This window comes from Paenibacillus agaridevorans (genome assembly GCF_003112455.1).
In the GTDB taxonomy this organism is placed as follows: Bacteria; Bacillota; Bacilli; order Paenibacillales; family Paenibacillaceae; genus Pristimantibacillus; species Pristimantibacillus agaridevorans.
The window spans coordinates 268623-289356 of record NZ_BDQX01000281.1; the positions used below are offsets into that span (position 1 = coordinate 268623).

Below are 20734 nucleotides of genomic sequence, written 5' to 3' on the forward strand. Positions count from 1 at the left end.
CGCATGTCTGCGAGCTCTTTTCTCATAAATAGCTATGATTTTAATAGAAAGGGATTATGATGGGAGGCGCTGCTTCCAGAACCTCCATGACGGTGAAGTTTAAGCGTTTCATCTAATGTTTCGTCAATTTCCTCTCCCAGCAAGTATTGCCCTTGTGCCAGAAGCATGGCACGCACCTGTTTGACATTAACTTGACGATTTATAGCGCCCTCGGCAGCCGCAAGCGCCGCTGCCGTTCCAGCGCCTTGTCCGATGCCCATTGCGGTAGCCATGACGCGTACGGAGCCGAACGCGTGGTGGCTTGCCGAGATGCATCGCCCGGCCGCCCACGCATTATCGAGCCCTTGCGGCAGCAAGCTGCGGTAAGGGATTTCGTAGACCGCTTTGCCTGAACCGGTAAATACTTGTTGTTCCCCTTCGGGCGGATGAATATCGATCGCGAAGGTACCGCAGGCAATGCCATCCTCGAACTTGCAACTGTTCAGGACATCTTCTTCGGTCATCGTATAATCGCCGATGATATGCCGCGTTTCCCGAACGCCTACTTGTACGCCGGTATCCAGCACATACGAGTCTTCGAATCCGCCAACCCGGTTTTTCAAAAATTCCGCAACCTTCCATGCTTGACGGCGCGTTTCTGTCTCGGCCCTGGTCAAATCACGTACATCCGTACCGTCGATGCCTTGCAACCGGGTGCAGTTCACTGCGAATTGGCCTTCTCGCGGCAGTTCATACATCAGGATGCGCGGTGCTGCATCTTGCGGATATTCGCCCTTTTCCATCGCATCTTTAATCACTTCTTTCATGCCCAGAAACGCTAATGCGCTTTGTTCATCAATCTCTGCATCGGTAGGGGAATCCTTGAGCAAATGGCGGTTCGCCTTCATCCACGCTTTCAACCCCGGAATATCTATGCCTCCGATCCGATAAAAAAGGGTTACCGGCTGCATCGCTCCGTCCGTTTCCCGGCCCTTAACAAACGGTGCACCGGCGCGTGCAATGACATCGGCATCCGCCGAGCAGTCTATCACATACTTCGGGCAAATCGCCTGACGGCCGCTTTTGCTCTCGACCAGTACAGTCGTGATCCTGCCGTTCTCTTTCAGCACGTCGGAGAAAGCGCAGTGCAGAAGCAACTCGACTCCGGCTTCATCCAGCATGTCAAGCAAGATCAGTTTCATCCCTTCAGGGTCAAACGGGGTCATGGAGGCATTGTCAAATGTAAGATCGGTGACATGACCGGGCGATGCGGTTAATTTCACCAAACGATCTACCACTTCGCCGGCCACGCCGCGAATGACTTGCTTGCCGTGGACATCATGGAATGTAAACATGGGGTTGACCATTGCGATCGTCAGGTTTCCCCCGACAAAGCCGTAACGCTCGATCAGCATGGTTCTGGCTCCCGATCTGGCCGCAGCAACCGCTGCTCCGATTCCTGCTGGACCGCCTCCTACGATCAGCACATCCGGCTCGGCAATGACCGGTATTTCTCTTGATGCTTCAACAACTGTTTTCATAGACAACAATCTCCTCCATCTTACGGATTGGGTACGATCAGATGCGGCTACGATGACTTCATTTTTGTGAATTTGCACAATTTTACTATCGTTTCAGCCACAGTTTTTTCTTGACATTACATATATATCTTAGCAAAATCAGGTATATTGCCGTTAGGTGAGAGATAACGATATACTTGTGAATAGTAACGATAAAGTGGAGGTGACACCATGGCGGACAAGCTGCACTTCAGCTCGATCGATCATTTGCGATTTTATTTGAAATGGGGCTACGAATGGAAGATGCCCCCGGACTGGCGGTTTGAACGCATAAACCGGTATCCTTTCTTCTGGCTTGTCACAGAAGGGACGATGGACGTGATCTATGACAATCGCGCGTATCGGCTCGAAGCCGGCAGCTTATTCTGCGCAGAAGCTTATTTGCCGCTTCAGGTGCAAGGCTCAAGCGAGCGGCCCATCGCTTTTCTGTCTATCGGCTATGAAGCCGACGTGCTCGGCACTTCACTGGCCTCCTGGCTGCAGCTTCCGATTCATCATACGCTGGCTGATTCCGCAAACCTGCAGCAAATCTGGCGCAAGCTGATTCGTCAGCTCGACTACCTGCTGTCTCTGGAACCCGGCGACGCCGTAGTTCCGGAGCAGTTGCAAGTATTGTCCCAGCAGTATGCCTGGCTAAACCAATTACTAAGCCAGCTGCCCATACGGCTGTCAACAGCTTCATCAATATATGACGCCAAAGTCGATGAAGCTTGCCGCTTTATAGAAGCTCATTTTCACGAGGACTTGTCTACCGCCTCCATCGCTGCATCCGTCCATCTTTCACCCAATTATTTGAGAACGTTGTTCCAGCGTGATCTGAGCTTATCGCCGGTTGATTATGTCAGGCACAGAAGGCTTCGCAAAGCGCAGGAGTTGTTGTTATCCGGTACGGCTCCGATAAGCGTTGTCGGCGAACAAGCAGGCTACAAAGATCCTGCGGAATTTAGCCGCATATTCAAAAAACATTTCCATCTCAGTCCGCAGAAGTATCGACAAAAATGGAAATCATCCGAGATGGGTTGCTAAATCACGAGAGGTATGTAAGCCACAGCGGGGTGGGGGATTCCCCCCTCATACCTAAAAAAAACACAAGGCCTGCCAATGATACGACAAATGCGACAATCGAATTCCATGTAATATGTAAGAGAAGGAAAAAACAACCGATAGCCGTCCTTAAAAGTTGAAAGCGCATTCTTCAGTGGATGCGGGAGGGAGAAAACCATGATCCAAAAATGGCGTTCCGGAAAAGAAGGGGAAACGTTCCGTCGATCCGTATTCTTCAAGCTGCTGCTGTCGTTCATGGCGATTCTGATGATACCGTTCGTGATCGGAGCGCTGCTGTACGGCCGGATGGAGCAGGCGCTGATCGAAAACGCCTACGATTCCAACCAAACGCTGCTTCAGCAGACGCGGCTCGCTGTAGACAGCCGGATGAACGAGGTGGATCAGCTGGCAGCCCAGATTGCCTTCGACCCCATGCTCCAGCTGTTCCTGTACGAGGAGAACAACCGCGCGAGCATTAACGATTACACCTATATCGAACTGATCCGCAATCTAAAACGTTACCGCACCTTATCCCCTTTCATCGACGATTATTATGTCTACTTCAAGCAATCCGACCGAATTGTCACAACGACGATTCGCACGGATACGGATACCTTTTATCGTTATATCAACGAATATCAGAACCGCAGTCTCGATGAAATCAAATCGCTTCTTAACAGCTATCATCTGAGAACCTATCTGCCGGCCGAACCCATCCAATACGATCAAAAGCAACGAAGTATGATTACGACGATTTCCTCGCTTCCCATGGGCGACAATACCGAGGTGAGAGGTTCTCTTGTCGTCACAATCGACGAGACCCAACTGCTCGGGCAACTGCGCAAATCCGATCATCGCGAGACCGATTATTACATCTTCGGCGCGGACGGACAGGTGATCAGTACGACGTCGGACCGTTCCGGCGCGCTGGAAGATCTGAGAAGCAGCATGGGCCATGGCTATGGCAATCTCGCGGCAACCATAGGCGGTACGGACATGCTTATCTCCTATACGACCTCCAGTCAAAATAATTGGACCTATGTTTCCGTCATTCCCAAGACGATAATTCTGTCCAAAGTAAACGAAACGAAGTCTCTTGCGCTGCTGCTTGTTCTGTTATGCATGGCAGGAGGCTTCGCGGTGTCGTATTATCTCGCATACAAAAACCATCGGCCGATTCGGGAGCTGATTCATACCATCCTGCAAGGCAAAAATATGAGCGGAGTCGCTATCCGCAACGAATTTGCTTTTATCCGCAATGAGCTGCTGTCCTCCATCGTCGAAGAGAAGCAGATGCGAGGCGTGCTGTCGCAGCAAAAGCCTGTTATTCAGGCAGACTTTATCTCCCGTCTCATGAAGGGATTCGTGGATACGTCCAGTCTGAAGGAAAGCGACTATTCCTTCATGAACGTGTCGCTTCCACATCCCTATTATGGCGTTGTATTACTGCAAATCGACGATTGCAGACGGTTCGTGCAAGAAGAGTCGGAGCGGGAATGGACTCTGGTCCGCTTTATTCTCATTAATCTGAGCAATGAGCTGCTGGCCGGCAATGGATATGCCATCGAGCTTGATCGTGACCGCGTCGGCATCCTGCTTAATTCGACCGAGTCGATCGCGGAGAAAGGCAACGAGTTGGACAGGCTGCTGCAGAGCATCAAGTCGCAGATGGAGGGGAAATTCCGTACGTCGGTCACGATTGCCGTAAGCAACATGAAATCGGGCATACACGGCATTGCCGTCGCATACGGCGAAGCGGTGACGGCTATGGAGCACAAGTCGATGCAGGAGCAGGGGAGCGTCATCTATTACGATACGATACGAGGCGTGGAGCGGCATTACTTCTATTATTCGCTCGAGATGGAAGCGCAACTGATGAACTACGCCAAGAGCGGTGATTACAGCAACGTCGAGAAGGTGCTCGATCAATTGTTCGAGATCAACTTCCAATCGCGGTCGATTTCCCCCGAGATGGCCAAATATTTGTCCTCGGAGCTTATGAGCACGGTGATCAAGCTGCTAAGCGCGCTGAATATCGACGATGAAACGTTTTTCGGAGGCGAAGGCGAGTCGTTTAAATATTTGGCCAAGATCGGCACGGCAGAGGAGATGAGCGCGACGCTCAAGCGGCTGTACCTTGCGATCTGCGAGAAGGTGACAGGCGACAGAAGCGATCACAGCGATCTGCTGGCTTCCCGGATCAGATGTTATATTGAAAGCCATTACGACAGCAACGAACTAAGCTTGACGACGATTGCCGACCATGTCGGCCTTAACCCTTCGTATCTGTCGACCTTCTACAAGAAGCAGATGGGCCATAACGTGACGGAATACATCACTTCGCTGCGGATGAAAGAAGCGAAGACGCTGCTCGCGGAGACGGAGCTCACTGTCGCGGCCATCGCAATCAAGGTCGGCTTCGCAAACGATATTGGATTGATCCGCCTGTTCAAGAAGACGGAGGGCATAACACCCGGCAAATACCGTGAAATCGCAGGCGGGAGCGGGCCTGACAACGAGGCTGTTCTATAAGAATCGAGGTCCATCTAGAAAGAAGATAATGCGTGATCTGAACATTGAATAGCGATTCTAACAGATTGACCGTATTCGTAATCACCTCTCCAGAACTACGATGAATTCAGCAGCAGGAGTTGCTGCGGCAATAGGATTGCAAGATTCATTCATTACATTCGAGAGGGGATTGAATCGCTTATGTTAAGAAGAAACAAATGGTTGACCTTGTTCATGGCCGTTTTGGCTGCGGCCGTCATGCTGGCGGGATGCTCGGGCGGCAACAACGGCGAGGGAGGCAAGACCGGCGCTACGAACAAGCCGGACTCAACCAAAGCGCCTGGGGAGGCTGCTGCAGTCGAGTATCCGGAGGGACTCTCCTATTGGATTCATATGAATCCCAACGCGACTGCGACAATGGCAACTCTCGGCGACAGTAAAATTTATCAGCAATTGGAAAAGGTAACGGGCACAAAGGTGACCTGGACGCATCCATCCGGAGAAGGCGCACAGATCGAGGAGCAATTCAATCTGATGTTGGCTTCCAAAAAGCTGCCGGACGTCATCGAACGCAACTGGTTGACCGTCTCCCGTGGACCGGATGATGCCATCAAATCCGGAACGATTTTGAGACTGAACGAACTTATCGAAGAACATGCGCCGAATTTGACGGCTTATCTTAATGAACATCCAGAAATTAAAAAAATGATTATGACCGACGAAGGCAATATTTATTCCTTCCCGTTTATTCGCGGCCATGAGAAGCTGATGGTGTTTTTTGGTCCTATCATCCGCAAGGATCTCCTGGACAAGACCGGTCTGGCCATTCCCGAGACGATCGACGAGTGGGAGACCGTGCTGGAAGCGATCAAGGAACAGACGGGCGGCGAAGCTCAATTTTTGCAGCGCATCTCCGACATCAAAGTTGGTCATGGATTTATCGGAGCTTTCGGCATACCGCTAGAATTTTACAACGATAACGGTACGGTCAAATACGGTTCGATGCAGCCGGAATACAAAGAGTTTTTGACCGTGATGAATCGCTGGTACAAAAAAGGGCTGCTGGATCCCGACTTTGCCGCCATGGATACAAAGCTGATGGACTCCAAGATAACGACCGGCAAGACCTCGGCATTTGTCGGCTATACCGGCAGCGGCATCGGCAAGTATATGGGACTCATGAAGGATGATCCAACCTTCGAGCTCGTATCGACTCCTTATCCGACGCTCAACAAAGGCGAAAACGCCGTATGGGGACAGCGCGACTTCGCCTACACGGGCATTGGAGCGGCTATTACGACTGCGGCCAAAAATCCGGAGCAAATCGTGAAGTGGCTGGATTATGCTTATGGTCCGGACGGCCACAACCTGTTCAACTTCGGCATTGAAGGCGAAAGCTTTACCATGGTGGACGGCAAACAAAAATATACGGACGTCATTATGAAAAATCCCGACGATCTGCCGATTACGCAGGCGATGGCGCAATACTTCCGTGCGAGCTACAACGGTCCATTTGTGCAGGACCCCGGTTACATCGAACAATATTTGGAGCTGCCTTCCCAGCAGGAAGCGCTTGTGAACTGGGAGAAAGCAACGACGAAAATGCAGATGCCGCTTACGACGCTTACAGCCGAGGAAGGGCGCCAGAAGGCTTCCGTCATGACCGACCTCAATGTATATCACGAGGAAATGATGCTGAAATTCATCATGGGCACGGAACCGCTTGAGAAGTTCGAGGAATATGTGGAGACGCTTAAAGCGATGGGCATCGAAGAAGTCATCAAGCTGGAGCAGGCGGCGCTGGAGCGGTTCTTGAAGAGATAGCAGGCAGTCCGTGCCTGGAGAGTTTGTCTTGTCCATTCTTCAGGCACGGACGATTTAGCGGGGGATAGGGAGGAGCAACGTTATGGCGGTCATAGAGAAATCCAATGGATCATCGGCTGGGATCGGCGGATCCGGCTCCCGTATAAGCTTCGGACAACGTGTCCGGAAGGATTTTGCGAAAAACAAGTTGATTTATTTGATGTTAAGTCCGGCGGTCGCGTATTTCCTGTTGTTTCATTATGGTCCCATGTACGGCATGCAAATCGCGTTTAAGGATTTTGCGATCAAACTGGGCATTAACGGAAGTCCGTGGACGGGCTTCGATAACTTCGTCGATTTTTTTTCCAGCTTTTATTTCGGAAGAATACTCGTGAATACGATTCTGCTCAGCTTATATAGTCTGATCTTCGCGTTCCCGGCAGGGATCGTGCTTGCCCTGCTGCTGAACGAAGTGCGCAAAAGCTGGTTCAAGCGGACCGTTCAGACGATTACGTATATGCCGCATTTCATCTCGCTCGTCGTCGTAGTCGGCATTATGTTCGATTTCCTGGCGCGGGACGGGCTGGTTAACAATATGCTGAATTCGCTGCTTGGCATCGAACCGATCGCTTTCATGAGGGAAGCGGACTGGTTCCGAACGTTGTATATCGGCTCCGGGATCTGGCAGAACGTCGGATGGAGCTCCATCATATTCCTGGCGGCGATCGCTACGATCGATCCTTCCATCTACGAAGCCGCCCGAATCGACGGCGCCAGCCGCTGGAAGCAGACGCTGCACGTGACGCTTCCCGGCATCGCTCCGACGATCATTATTTTGCTTATTCTCAATATTGGTCAATTGCTCGCGGTCGGCAGCGAAAAAATACTGCTCATGTACAACCCGATTACGTATTCGACGGCCGACGTTATCGGCACCTATACGTACCGGAAAGGCATCTTGGAGACGAACTACAGCTATGCCGCCGCAGTCGGCATGTTCAATGCGATTATCAGCTTCACGCTGCTCATCATCGCCAACGCCGTCTCTCGCAAGACGAGCGAGACCAAACTATGGTAAGGAGTGTGTAAGATGAGGGCGACGACTGGCGAGAAGGTATTCGGAGTATTTAATATCACCTTTTTATTCGGGCTTTCCTTGGCTGCTCTGTATCCGCTCATATTCGTATTGTTCGCGTCGTTTAGCGATCCCGGTCAGCTGGTTCAGACGAGAGGGCTTCTTTTGTTTCCCAAAGGTTTTACGTTTGACGCCTACCGGATGGTATTTATGAATCCGTCGATCGGCACGGCTTATCTTAACACGCTGTTCTACGTGATCGCGGGTACGGCGCTTAATATTTTCCTCTCGTCCATGGCGGCTTACGGTTTATCGAGACGGGACGTGTTATGGAAAAATCCCATTATGTTTATGATTACGTTTACGATGTTTTTCGAGGGCGGTCTGATTCCGACGTTTTTGCTCATTAACGAGCTGGGGCTGCTGGATACGCGAATGGCCATCATCATCCCGACGGCGATCAGCGCATTTAATCTCATTATTATGAGAACGGCCTTTCAGGCGGTGCCGGTCGAGCTGGAGGAGTCCGCACGGCTGGACGGGGCGAGTGATTTTCGCATCTGCTGGTCGGTCGTCTTCCCGCTGTCGATGCCGGTTATCGCGGTTATGCTGCTATTTTATGGCGTGTCGCATTGGAACTCCTGGTTCTCGGCGATGATTTACTTGCAGGATCGGGCTTTGTTCCCGCTGCAGCTCATCTTGCGCGAAATACTGATCGTCAACGATACGAGCAGCATGATGACCGATATTAGCTCGGGAGACCAAATGCCGATCGGCGAAACGATCAAATACGCGACGATCATCGTGGCCACGCTGCCGATTCTGTGCGCGTATCCGTTCTTGCAAAAGTATTTTGTTAAAGGCGTCATGATCGGGGCTGTAAAGGGGTAGCGTGTTATCGGCTATCGTTTCGCTAGAGGGAATAAGGATTCTATAAAGGCTGGCGCGGAGAGGTTATCTGTCTCTCGGCTCTGGCCTTTTGTGTATGCCAAATAAAGGCCGTTTAATCGGAAAAACAGCCTTTGCGATATGCAGTAGGACTAATCCCGTAAGCCGATTTGAACACGCGGCTGAAGTAGAAGGCACTCGAAAACCCGGCACGGTCGGCAATTTCTTTGATCGACAGATCGGTATGCTTCAATAAGTCTTCCGCTTTGTATAGCCGGATTTCCGTCATACGCTCGATAATGGTTCGGCCTGTGTGACGCTTAAATTCCCGAGCAATATGAGCATAGCTGTGATGCAACGAGGCTGCGAGGCTTTTTACATCCAGCTCCCTATCTTGCAGGTCTCCCAAAAAGATATCGACTTTGCGGACAAGCCTATTCGTCGGTTTGACAGGAGAAAAGGCAAGGGCGGCAGCAGGAAGCGATTCGGTTAAGCGCAGCAAAAGCCGTACAAAAGACATCTGCAAAAAGATAGCTTGCTCGCCAGCTTCCGATTGCGCAAGCAGGGTTTCGAGATATTTTCCGATGCCGAACTCGTCTGGCTTGGGAGGCGTTACTCCAATGGTTAAACGCATCAATTTGTCATAGATGGCGATCGCATCTAATTTCGATGCTGTATCCGCATCCGCCGTCCTTTGAAACATCCGCCATCTTAGGCATAAACCTTCGTGAGGAGAGGATAATTCGTAACGATGGGAATGTACGAAACCCGGCGGGATGAGCACAAATGTACCTTGATCCATCCGATGCATGATTCCGTCCTCCAGGGCGGTATGCATGGTCCCTTGCACGACATAGTTGAATTCGTACCAATCATGGGAATGGGGAGCGCAGTATGAAACTCCGGAAGAATCCTCAAATAAAATGTCGATCCATTCGATGACGACATCATTTAAGGTTATGGTTCGACATGCGTGATGGGTCAAAAATTGCGTTTGCGACTTTCGTTCGAGTATCCCCATTGGATGAAATCCCCCTATCGTATTGGAAGAGTTCGCGACGAAAGCTTCGGACTCCTGCTAGCCGCATCATTTTAGTGCAAATCGAAGTCATTTCTCGCAATTCTCACAGCATGTTTGGCTGTGACACAATAGGGGGAGTCAAACAAGAGAGGATGACTTGTACAAATGAAAAAATTGCATTTGCTCAGCAACGCGCACCTGGATCCCGTCTGGCAATGGCAGTGGGAAGAAGGCGCCGCCGCAGCGGTGTCCACTTTCCGCGCAGCGGCCGACTTCTGCGAACAATTTGAAGGTTATGTCTTCAATCATAATGAAGCGATACTGTACCAATGGATCGAAGAATATGAACCAGAGTTGTTCGAGCGGATTCGCAAACTGGTTGCCTCCGGCAAGTGGCACATCATGGGGGGATGGTATCTGCAACCGGATTGCAATATGCCTTCCGGCGAATCGATGGTGCGTCAAATTCTCGCAGGGCGTACCTATTTCCGTGAAAAATTCGGAGAAGGGCATGATCCGACGACGGCGATCAACTTCGATCCGTTTGGCCATTCCCAAGGTCTTGTACAAATATTGAATTTAGCCGGTTTCGATTCTTATATCTTCATGCGGCCGGACGAGATGACATTACCTGCACAAGATTTTATTTGGAAAGGCTTTAATGGAAGCTCGGTCATGGCGCATAAGGTCTGGGGGGGATATAATTCCCAACTGGGCAAATCGGTTGATAAAATCGTTAGATGGATGGATGAGAATGGGGATGCGCCGATTGGTCTCGTCTTATGGGGTGTCGGCAACCATGGCGGCGGACCATCGAGAGTTGACCTGAATCTGATAGCAGAGCTGCAGGGAGCGAGGGAGGATTTCGAGATCGTGCACTCCACGCCTGAAACTTATTTTGCGGAGCTCGCTCAAGTCAAAGATTTGCCAGCGTTCGAAGGGGATTTGAATCCACGATTCGTAGGCTGCTACACCTCGCAAATTCGGATCAAGCAAAAACATCGGAAGCTCGAGAACGAATTATATATGACGGAAAAAATGCTGTCGATGGCCGCATTGGAAGCAGGGCTTTCCTATCCTTATGATGATCTTCAAGCCGCGCTTCAGGATTTGCTTACGAGCGAGTTTCACGACATTTTGCCGGGCTCGTCGGTACAAAGTGTCGAGGAAACTTCGCTAAGAGGGCTTGATCACGGTCTGGAGATCCTAAGCAAACTGAAGGCGCGCGCCTTCTTTGCGCTCGCTGCCGGGCAGCCGGCCGCTGAACAAGGAGAATATCCTATCCTTGTTTATAATCCTCATCCGTATCCGGTTCGCGGCGTATGGGAGTGTGAATTCATGCTCGAAGATCAGAACTGGAATGAAGAATATTCTATGCCGATCGTCTTTAAGGACGGGGTGCGCGTTCCTTCCCAACCGGAGAAGGAGGATAGCAACCTTAATCTGGATTGGAGAAAAAAAGTCGTTTTCGAAGCCGAGCTGCCGCCGATGTCTATGAACCGATTCGAATGCCGAATGGAGCTGCTTGCCAAGAAGCCGAGTCCTGCGCTCACAGCGGATCAAGGGAAGTTTGTATTCCAGACCAATGATCTGCACGTCGTCATTAATGCTTTGACAGGACTGATCGACGAGTATGCTGTAGATGGTAAAAATAGAATAGCCCCGGGAGCTTGCGTCCCCCTTGTTGTTAACGATAACGGAGACCCGTGGAGAATGGACGTCAATGCGTTTAGAGATGTTCTTGGGCGTTTTCAGTTGATGCCTCCAGGTCAAGGAACGGATTTCTCGGGGGTGGACAAAGGGCTGCTTCCATCGGTTCGTGTAATCGAGGATGGAGAGGCGCGTACGGTCATCGAAACATTGTTCTTCTATCGGGATTCTCACATTGTGCAAACTTACAAACTACCGAAACAAGGAAGCGAAATCGAGATCCACGTCAGAGTTTTCTGGAACGAAAAGGATAAATTACTGAAGTGGTCGATTCCAACCACGATCGGTGACCATGCTGCATATCGCGGACAGACGATGTTCGGAGTGGCTGAATTGCCGAATGATGGTCATGAAGCGGTCGCTCAGAAATGGGTTGCAGCGGTGGACGGTCATTCGGCTTTTACGGTAATTAATGACGGTGTGTATGGTTCGGATTTCAAGGACGGGGAAATCAGGATGACGTTGTTGCGGTCCCCTGCTTATTGCGCGCATCCTATTTTGGATAGACCGCTTGTCGTTCAGGATCGTTTTTTGCCGCGTATGGATCAAGGAGAACGCCAATTCACGTTCTGGCTGAATGCAGGGAACAAGAAGGAACGGCTGGAGGCCGTCGATCGCGAAGCGCTTGCACATGGAGAGAAACCATTCGTATTATCATTTTTCCCGTCAGGCCTTGGCGAGTTGCCGGGTTGTCCGTTCGAGCTTGAAGATGAAGTCGTGCAATTAACGACATTTAAACGCGAAGAGCGTGGCGATGGGTACATCTTGCGTCTCTTTGAACCTACGGGACAAGCTCGCGAAACGGCGATCATCCTGGGGAGAAGCGGGAGAAGCGGGAAGTCCATTCCCGTATCGTTATCTGGCTTTGAAGTGAAAACGTTGCGACTGGATCCAATCGAAGGTACGATTTCCGAGGTGGCTTTGTTGGAACAATAATGAACGAGAGAGGTCGTTTAGTCCAAAGAATCGAATCGGATGAGCGCTACCGGTTGCCGTCTTACCAGGACGTCCATAGTTCCCCGCATGCTCTTTCGGCATTCCGCTGAGGGCATGCTTTTTCATTGATAAAACCATTTGCAAGCGACGTCAACAAACCCTTACGTAATTACGAATTAACCTGCTAAAATAAAATTAGTTCAGACATGAGAACATCGATAGAAAGGAGAAACCAATTGCGAATCCATCCAATATCACTTTTTCGTACGGTATGGCGGAAAATTAATTCCAAACTATTCTATAAAATGGTCATTCTATATTCGCTGCTTACTGTTATACCGCTTGCGCTTGTCAGCACGACCTTTTACCTGCGTTCCAAGAGCATATTTGAAACAAGGCTTCTCGAATCGAGAAGCCATACGCTCGTGGAAACCTCGGATAAAATCGACTTTATTTTGAAAGCGGTTGCAGAAAATTTGGAAGGTTATGCAGACGACAGAGTCATGATCAGTGTTCTGAAAAATGATAGGGTCCCATCGACAGGAGAGATTAATCTTGCAGAGCGAAAGTCTCTAGAAAGCAATTTAATTGCATTTCTAAACTTCGTGCTAACGAACACCGATCTTGGCATTAATTATATCGACGCAATCTACTTATATAACGAAGCGGGGAAAATCTATAAGACAGAGAATGCAACGGATCCCGAATTCCATTTGGCGCTGACCGTTCTTCCGTTCTCTCAACGGGATAAACCGGAATGGGCATTTTTTGTTGATCATTCCCGCCTTGTCTGTTCCATTCAAATTATCGATTATACAACGAATACGAAGCTGGGATATCTCTCTGTCATGCTCAAGCCTGAAGCCATAAAGGAATTATATGCTTCTTATCCGGAGGGCTCCTTTTTCATTACCAACAACAGAAATGTTATTTTGTCGGCGGGCAATCCCGAATCCGTCGGAGAGTTATTCCAGGCTCGTACGTCCAAACAGATTGTTGTAAACAAACGAGTTTCCCTTTACTCCGGTTTTGTGTACTTCAACGTAGTGAGTCGATCTGAACTGTATCATGAAATCATTCAATTGGGCAGGTTTGCAGCCTGGACAACCATTGCTTCGCTCGGAGTGGTATTGCTGCTTACCTTTGTCCTGCTCAAGCGTGTAACAGGGCCACTTCGCAAGCTGACGATGCTGATGCGCAAGGCGGAAAAAGAGGTTTTTGTGCCGATTAAAGGCATTAGATCGTACGATGAAATCGGAATACTAAGCGAAAGCTTTAATAGTCTGATTGCAGAGGTCAGAGACTTAATTGATAAGGTTTATAAAGCGGAGCTCTATAAAAAAGATGCTGAGATTAAAGCCATAAAAATGTATATGTCCCCACATTTTTTATACAACACGCTGGAAATCGTCGGAATCATTGCCAAGAGCCCCGAAGGAATTAAAGTAGTGCCCGAAATGGTGCAAACCCTATCTCGCATACTTCGTTTTTCAATAACGCCAGGCAATGACTTTATTTCGTTGAAAACGGAAGTGCAATTTGTGCAGTGGTATATGCAACTGCATCAATATCGACTCGGAGAGAGGTTAACCTTTACTGTACAAGTTCCTGAAGAACTGTTGTCCGTTAAAGTGCCTAAGCTCATTTTGCAGCCTTTGGTGGAAAATGCTGTTATCCATGGCATCAGTCAAATCATGACTACGGGCCATATTGAGGTATTGGCCTATGAATTGGACTACGATTTGATTCTTGAAGTGCGCGATAACGGAGGCGGCGTTACAAGACAAGAAGAACCGGGATCGATTGTGGAAACAAAAGATTTCACTCAAACAGAAGCAATAAATGAGAAAAAGGGATTAGGAACAGGACTCAATCAATTGGAAACCAGAATTAAACTGCTATACGGAGCAAGATATGGACTGGAAATAATAGATACAGCAGGAGAAGGAGCAGTTATCCGTATCTTGCTGCCAATGACATTTACGGAGGGCTGATGAACACCATGAGAATCATGATTGTAGAAGACGAGGATATGCTGCGGAATCATCTGGCAGGACTTGACGAATGGGAGGATATGGGCTGTGAAATTGTGGGTACGGCACATAACGGATATGAGGCATTAAATCGGGTAGCGGAGTTGAAGCCGGAACTGATTATTACGGACATTAGAATGCCGGTTATGGATGGTATTGAATTTACAGAGAAGTTGAAGGAGACCAACCCCAATCTTCCGGTTATTTTTTTGTCTGCCTACAATGATTTTATATATGCGAAGCAGGCGTTTAAGCTTGGCGTAATCGATTTCATCACTAAACCGGTTCATCTGGAAGAATTGTTCAGTGTGGTAGAAATGGTCATGCAGGATGCACGACATAATGATCAGACGGATTCGCTGGAACAGGAGAATACCATTAATGTCATGCTGTCGGAGGAGATGAATCTTGATCGTAAAAGAGAATGGCTCGATCGGGAAGATCGAACTACTCGCAGACTTGTCGTTCTCTCTGTGGAAATCGATAATGTGGACTTATTGCATACGATGGGTAAGCCGCTATCGCAGCTTTCCTTGAGGGAGGTTATATCCTGTGCGGTTCGGAAATATCCTTATCACTTTTGGACGTACATGGATCATCGTGGGCTGTTTGTCCTTTTGTTCGAACCGTTGGACGGGGAGTGGGAATTAATCGGAGACAGCATGAAGATTGCGAAGGAAGTATTGGAAGCGTCACGCCAGGCTTTCGAGTTCAGCGTATCCATCGGGATTAGTGGTCTGCTGCCGTCGCTGCTTCATCTTCCGCAAGGGTGGGAAGAGGTGCGGAAATGTTTTGATTATCGCATGTTACTGGGGAAACAATCCATTATCTCTTACAGCGCGATTGCCTCGCTGAGCAATGACACAATGGATTGGGATCAGGAAAGGCTGGCCGGCCTTGAAGAACTGATTCGGCGGGCTGACAAGAATGCGATTGCTCCTCAAATGCGTGAAGTCTATAGAGAGCTGTTGTCCAAACAATTAAACAAAGCATTCATTCAGCATTACATGATGGAAATTATAAGTCGTGCAGAGAAGGTGCTAAGCGAGTTATCGGTTAAGGATCATTATCCGGACTTTAACAGTATCCGCAGGAAGCTCCTTGCATTCGATGTTTTGGCTGATCTCATGAAGTTTTTGGAATCCTTCCTGCTCGAGGTGACGGATTTGATCAGAGCCTCAGGTCAAGATAACGGAAGCATCGTCATTCGCAAGATGAAGCAGTATATAGCAGATCATTATACGGACGAGATTTCTCTCAATACATTGGCAGATTATCTGTATTTGAATCCCTCTTATCTCAGTCGGCTAATTAGGCGAGTAACCGGACAAACCTTCAGCGACGTTCTATGGAGTTACAGAATCGATAGAGCCAAAATAAAATTGTTAGCAAGTGATGTCAAGATGAGCGAGGTGGCATACAGTACAGGCTTTAAAGATGCAGCACATTTTAGCCATTTGTTCAAAAAGACAGTGGGCGTCAGTCCCAAAGAGTATCGGATGTCCGGAATAAATAAGGAGTGAACGACTAGTTGGTCATATACACGAAAATTCAAGTCATCTGTACGCAATGAAAAGCCTAACCTCCAAATCTATAATGAAAACAGACACATAAAGGAGGTTTCATAGAATGGCTAAACAAAAGAGGCTGCTCATTTCGCTGATGCTGATTGTCGCAGTGATTATGGCAGGATGTTCGAGTAACAACAATAACGGTGCTGGCAACGCAACGGAAACAAGTCAGGCTACGAGCAAAGCCGAGCCTACGGTGAAAGCCACTGGGGGAAGCGATGAAGCATTTACGATTCGATTAGGCGGATGGTTCATCGATGATCGTACATTTATGCAGGAATTTAAAGCAAATGTCGAAAAGAAGTACAAAGAAAAATATCCAAATGCGACAATTCAATGGGATATCTTGCTGGGTGCTACCTACTTCGATCGTTTGAAGGCTGAGTTAGCTTCCAATACGGCTCCGGATGTATTCTTCCATCAGAATACAGTAAATCAATATGCAGAAGTTGATTATTTAGTAGATTTATCGGACCAACCTTGGGTCAGCCAGTTATCCCCGGGAACAAGACCGGCGACTACGGTTAACGGCAAAATATTTGGGGGCACTTTAGGTCTTAGTGGTGCAGGAGTATGGTACAACAAACAGATTTTTAATGATCTTGGACTGGCTGCTCCTGCAACGTATGCTGAATTTCTGGCCCTTTGCGAACAAATTAAAGCGGCAGACAAGACGCCAATCGTACTCGGCTTTAAGGATACTTGGACAGTCGGGTTGTTTATGTCCAATTTCTTCTCAAGCGTATTAAACGGTATTGATCCTACTTTCAACAAACAATTGTACGATGGTGAAAAGAGTCTGGAAGGGGAGGAAATTCAAGCTCTCTTGAACAAAGTGCAGAACTTGACGGAAAAAGGTTATTTTAACAAAACAGCGCTTAGCATCGACTGGCCGCAATCGTCCGACGAGTTCACTAGCGGGAATGCCGCGATGATTGTTCAGGGAGCGTGGCTGCCGGGCGCGGCAGAGGAGAATTTCACGAAAAAAGGTCATTCCAGGTTTGATATCGGATACTTTGAATTCCCTGACGACAATGGATTTTACAGCATCAACTTATCACCAAGCGAGACTTTATCGCTTAATGCAAAGTCCAAGCTGCAACAACAAGGCAAGGATCTCATCGCTATCATTATGAATGAAGATATTTTGGGTCCGTATAGCGTAGGTAATGGATCATTGCCGCCTCTGGAAGGTATGAACGTAACCTATTCGAATACGGCAATGAACGAGTTTCTAGCAGCTGTTAACAAGGGGAAAACAATGTACGGGTTTGAGGCCTTTATTAGTTCTTCTGCAGAAACCTCTTTAATGGAGACCATGACCAAGATCGTGTCGGGCGCTAAATATAGCCCTGCTGATTTGAAAGATGCTCAAACCAAACATGAGAAAGACAAAGCAACACGCGTCTTGCCTCCAGAATAAATGACAATTACATTCAGGGATAACCTTCACACGCTATAAGTGGGGGGTTATCCCTTATCTATAAGGTTAGAAGGGAAGTGCCACGCATTTGGAAAGAAAATGGATAGGGACGGCCGCTTTGTTCGTGCTTCCTGCTCTGCTGTTATTCATTACGTTCACCTATTATCCATTTATCCGAAGCCTCTATTACTCGTTTACAACATGGGATTCTATACGTAAGCCGGTATTTATCGGATTGGACAATTATGCATTTCTCTTTGAAGATCGTAAGATGATTGCCGCCGCCATGAATACATTCAAGATGGCTTTGTTCGGTTTGTTGATTCAGAATCCGTTAGCGATCTGGATTGCAGTATTGCTTAATCGCAAGTTTGTGACCGGTTACTTCTTGCGAGCAGCTGTTTTTTTTCCTGTTATTATGAGCCTGGTCGTGTTATCGGTTGTGTGGAGCCAAATTCTTAGCTATGAGGGTACGTTGAACCTCGTGCTGAACCAGCTTGGCCTCAGTGGTTGGGTCAGAGATTGGCTTGGCGAGACGAATACGGTGTTTATTACTATCATCTTGTTGACGCAATGGCAAGGGCTAGGTTATTGCGTTATCTTCTATCTGGCCGGGCTGCAATCCATCCCGGCGGATCTTTATGAGGCTTCGCGTATAGATGGGGCAGGAGCAATCCAGCGATTTCTGAAAATCACCGTTCCACTGCTCATGCCGACGATTACGATCGTGACCTTTCTCATTATCGTCGGAGGACTCAAACTCTTTGATATTCCCTACATCTTAACTTCGGGAGGACCGGGAACCGCATCTTATACATTGGCGCTGGCTATCTATAATGCGGCCTTCAGAGAAAACAACGCCGGGTATTCCATTGCGGCAGGCGTCGTGCTCATGCTCATTATAATGGTCATTACTTTCATACAATTGCAGATTACGAGACGCAGGGAGGTAGAGATGTAATGGTCAGGAAACGCCGGAACCCCACAGATATTGCCATTGAAGTCGGCCTGTTCCTGTTCGCCTGCGTATTGTTGTATCCCATTTACTTTTTATATGTAGGGAGCTTTAAGTCGCCGGCTATCTTCTATGATCCTTTCGCTTTTCCCAAAGAGTTATATTGGGGCAGCTTTGCGATTGTGTTTGAGAAGGTTAAGCTGCTTGACGGCTTCTTTAATACAATTGTCATCATGTCTTTCTCGCTCGTTAGCATTGTGGTCATATGTTCAATGGCGGGATATGCCATCGCCAGGGTCAAGAATCGCTGGTTTCAAGCCATCTATTATTTATTCTTATCCGGGATGATTGTGCCGCTTCAGACAACAATGGTGACCATTTTTAAAATGGGTGTAAGTATTCAATTAATTGATACCCGCACCTTTATGGTATTGCTCTATGCCGCAGGCGCAATTCCGATCGCGACGTTTATTTATGTAGGTTTTATGAAGTCGATCCCTAAGGAAATCGAGGAATCGGCTTTCATTGACGGATGCGGGCCCATGCAATCTTTTGCCCGTATCGTGCTGCCCCTGTTATTGCCTGCCACGGGGACGATCTTAATTACCAATGTGACTGCCATATATAACGACTTTATGGGTCCATTGCTGTATTTGAAGTCGGAGTCGAAGATGACGTTGATGCCGCAGATCGTACAATTTTATGCCAATAAACAATCGATGGACTATGGCCCTGTATTCGCTCTGTCGGCCTTGGCGGTATTACCGCTCATACTCCTGTTTATATTCACACAGAAATACATGATCAAAGGGCTTATTGTTGGTTCTTTGAAAGGTTGAGTTTTAATTGGCACAACCATGGGAGGATGAACCAGTTATGTTAACGCTTACGGATGTTATTCAAGTAAGTTTTTTCAAACGATCGTTCATTTGGCTTCTTGGCTTCGCCCTGCTTATGTCGACTGCACCACTGGTTATTACATCTGCAGATGGGTCGAAACGATATGCGGAGGCTCCTCCAGGCTCATTAATTGTATCGCAAGGGGCACCCGTTACCCCCTACAACGGTATGGTCATTCATGATGGCGTGCAAAGCAACCTGACCGATGGCGATCTTGGTACGCTCTCGGGAGCGTCGACAGGATTTATAGACCTGTATCTGGATTTGGGACGAAAAAAAACGTTGGACTATGTAGCGATCCATTACGCCCGGCATTGGAACAAAACAAATAAGGTGTACGTCTCCGACGATGCCGTGAATTGGACAGAGGTGGTCTCCGGAGACGGCGGAATAGGCAAGTATGAGTATTTGCTGAATACGACGACAACCAACATCCTGGATCACAATGTATTCGGAGCAATGCTCCCGGCGAATACAAAGGGTCGTTATGTCAGAATCAGTGCAGATCAGGTTTATGTCAACATTTATGAAATTCAGGTTTACTCCTCTTTCATAGAGGTGGAGCAATTCAATATGACAGGTGGAGTAACAATGGAGGTTCTGCCGGGTTTCTCTGTGCAAATGAAAGCTGAGGCACAACCAAGCAATGCGACGAATCAGTCCGTAACGTGGAGTGTCGAGCCGAAACCGGGTTCTTCGGGAATGGCGGTAATCGATGCCGCTACAGGTTTCCTGACAGCGATTACAGCAGGAACCGTTACCGTAACGGCCGAGGCATTGGACGGCTCGGGGGTTGCAGCAACAACAGACATCGTCATACGTGAATCGATTGAGCAGTGGCGTAGCATGGAGCTGTCCTTGATGAGCTCGAAAACGTACAATGATCCCTTCGCAGATGTGGATGTCGTTGCAACCTTTACGGGACCGGGCGGCATTCAAATCACTCGCCCCGCATTTTGGGACGGGGGGCGCATATGGAAGGTTAGATTTGCTCCTACTGTTACGGGAACATGGAGTATGACGGTAGAAGCTGATCCATCTGCTGATGACACTGGACTTAACAGGAGCAGTGCCATATCTTTTCAGGCTACGCCTTATTCTGGTGTACTGGATTTGTATAAGCGCGGATTTCTACAAATTGGAGACAATGATCGCCACTTTAATTACAACGATGGAACTCCGTTTTTTTATCTTGGCGATACTCATTGGTTCATGCCTTCCGAGCGTTTTGAAGGATCGAGCGTAGAAGGAATCGATTCGCAATTCAAATATGCTGTCGATCATCGTGTCAGTCAAGGATTTACA

The 20734-nt window shown here is 48.4% G+C and carries 14 protein-coding genes; 12 read left to right on the forward strand and 2 right to left on the reverse strand.

Annotation, left to right across the window (positions count from 1 at the left end; genetic code table 11):
- Positions 1-32 precede the first annotated feature (32 nt).
- Positions 33-1520 (reverse strand): FAD-dependent oxidoreductase, encoded by a 1488-nt coding sequence (locus PAT3040_RS23385; protein WP_108994580.1) that lies wholly within the window; start codon positions 1518-1520, stop codon positions 33-35.
- Positions 1521-1730: 210 nt separating this feature from the next.
- Between PAT3040_RS23385 and PAT3040_RS23390 the strand changes: the two genes are divergently transcribed.
- The 5 genes from PAT3040_RS23390 (at position 1731) to PAT3040_RS23410 (ending at position 8883) form a co-directional block, all read left to right on the forward strand.
- A complete protein-coding gene (locus tag PAT3040_RS23390) occupies positions 1731-2585 on the forward strand; it encodes an AraC family transcriptional regulator (protein ID WP_087570572.1) in 855 nt (284 codons plus the stop codon).
- A 195-nt stretch (positions 2586-2780) separates the two neighbouring features.
- Complete coding sequence (locus PAT3040_RS23395; RefSeq protein ID WP_108994581.1) at positions 2781-5135, forward strand: helix-turn-helix domain-containing protein; 2355 nt, start codon at positions 2781-2783, stop codon at positions 5133-5135.
- 180 nt (positions 5136-5315) lie between these two features.
- Entirely contained in the window at positions 5316-6938 is a 1623-nt protein-coding gene (locus PAT3040_RS23400; protein ID WP_087570574.1) for an extracellular solute-binding protein, read from the forward strand.
- Positions 6939-7020: 82 nt separating this feature from the next.
- On the forward strand, positions 7021-7995 hold the full coding sequence (locus PAT3040_RS23405) for an ABC transporter permease (protein WP_108994582.1): 975 nt from the start codon (positions 7021-7023) through the stop codon (positions 7993-7995).
- A 12-nt stretch (positions 7996-8007) separates the two neighbouring features.
- Positions 8008-8883: a carbohydrate ABC transporter permease gene (locus PAT3040_RS23410; protein ID WP_087570576.1), complete on the forward strand. Its 876-nt coding sequence runs from the start codon at positions 8008-8010 to the stop codon at positions 8881-8883.
- A 112-nt stretch (positions 8884-8995) separates the two neighbouring features.
- Here the strand turns inward: PAT3040_RS23410 and PAT3040_RS23415 are convergent, their stop codons facing one another.
- Positions 8996-9901, reverse strand: coding sequence for a helix-turn-helix transcriptional regulator (locus tag PAT3040_RS23415; RefSeq protein WP_108994583.1), 906 nt, complete (start codon positions 9899-9901; stop codon positions 8996-8998).
- A gap of 165 nt (positions 9902-10066) precedes the next feature.
- Here PAT3040_RS23415 and PAT3040_RS23420 point away from each other — a divergent pair, with 165 nt between their 5' ends.
- From PAT3040_RS23420 to PAT3040_RS23450, 7 genes are all read left to right on the forward strand, one after another.
- Positions 10067-12547, forward strand: coding sequence for a glycoside hydrolase family 38 N-terminal domain-containing protein (locus PAT3040_RS23420; protein ID WP_108994584.1), 2481 nt, complete (start codon positions 10067-10069; stop codon positions 12545-12547).
- A 236-nt stretch (positions 12548-12783) separates the two neighbouring features.
- Positions 12784-14541, forward strand: coding sequence for a sensor histidine kinase (locus PAT3040_RS23425; protein WP_181376787.1), 1758 nt, complete (start codon positions 12784-12786; stop codon positions 14539-14541).
- Complete coding sequence (locus tag PAT3040_RS23430) at positions 14541-16103, forward strand: response regulator transcription factor (RefSeq protein ID WP_087570580.1); 1563 nt, start codon at positions 14541-14543, stop codon at positions 16101-16103. Before PAT3040_RS23425 ends, PAT3040_RS23430 begins: the two co-directional genes overlap by 1 nt.
- Positions 16104-16209: 106 nt before the next feature.
- Positions 16210-17574 (forward strand): ABC transporter substrate-binding protein, encoded by a 1365-nt coding sequence (locus PAT3040_RS23435; RefSeq protein ID WP_108994586.1) that lies wholly within the window; start codon positions 16210-16212, stop codon positions 17572-17574.
- An 88-nt stretch (positions 17575-17662) separates the two neighbouring features.
- Positions 17663-18535, forward strand: coding sequence for a carbohydrate ABC transporter permease (locus PAT3040_RS23440; RefSeq protein ID WP_108994587.1), 873 nt, complete (start codon positions 17663-17665; stop codon positions 18533-18535).
- Positions 18535-19368, forward strand: coding sequence for a carbohydrate ABC transporter permease (locus PAT3040_RS23445; RefSeq protein WP_108994588.1), 834 nt, complete (start codon positions 18535-18537; stop codon positions 19366-19368). Before PAT3040_RS23440 ends, PAT3040_RS23445 begins: the two co-directional genes overlap by 1 nt.
- A gap of 37 nt (positions 19369-19405) precedes the next feature.
- Positions 19406-20734 (forward strand): DUF5060 domain-containing protein (locus tag PAT3040_RS23450; protein ID WP_146200524.1); only part of this gene is annotated, 1329 nt, incomplete at its 3' end.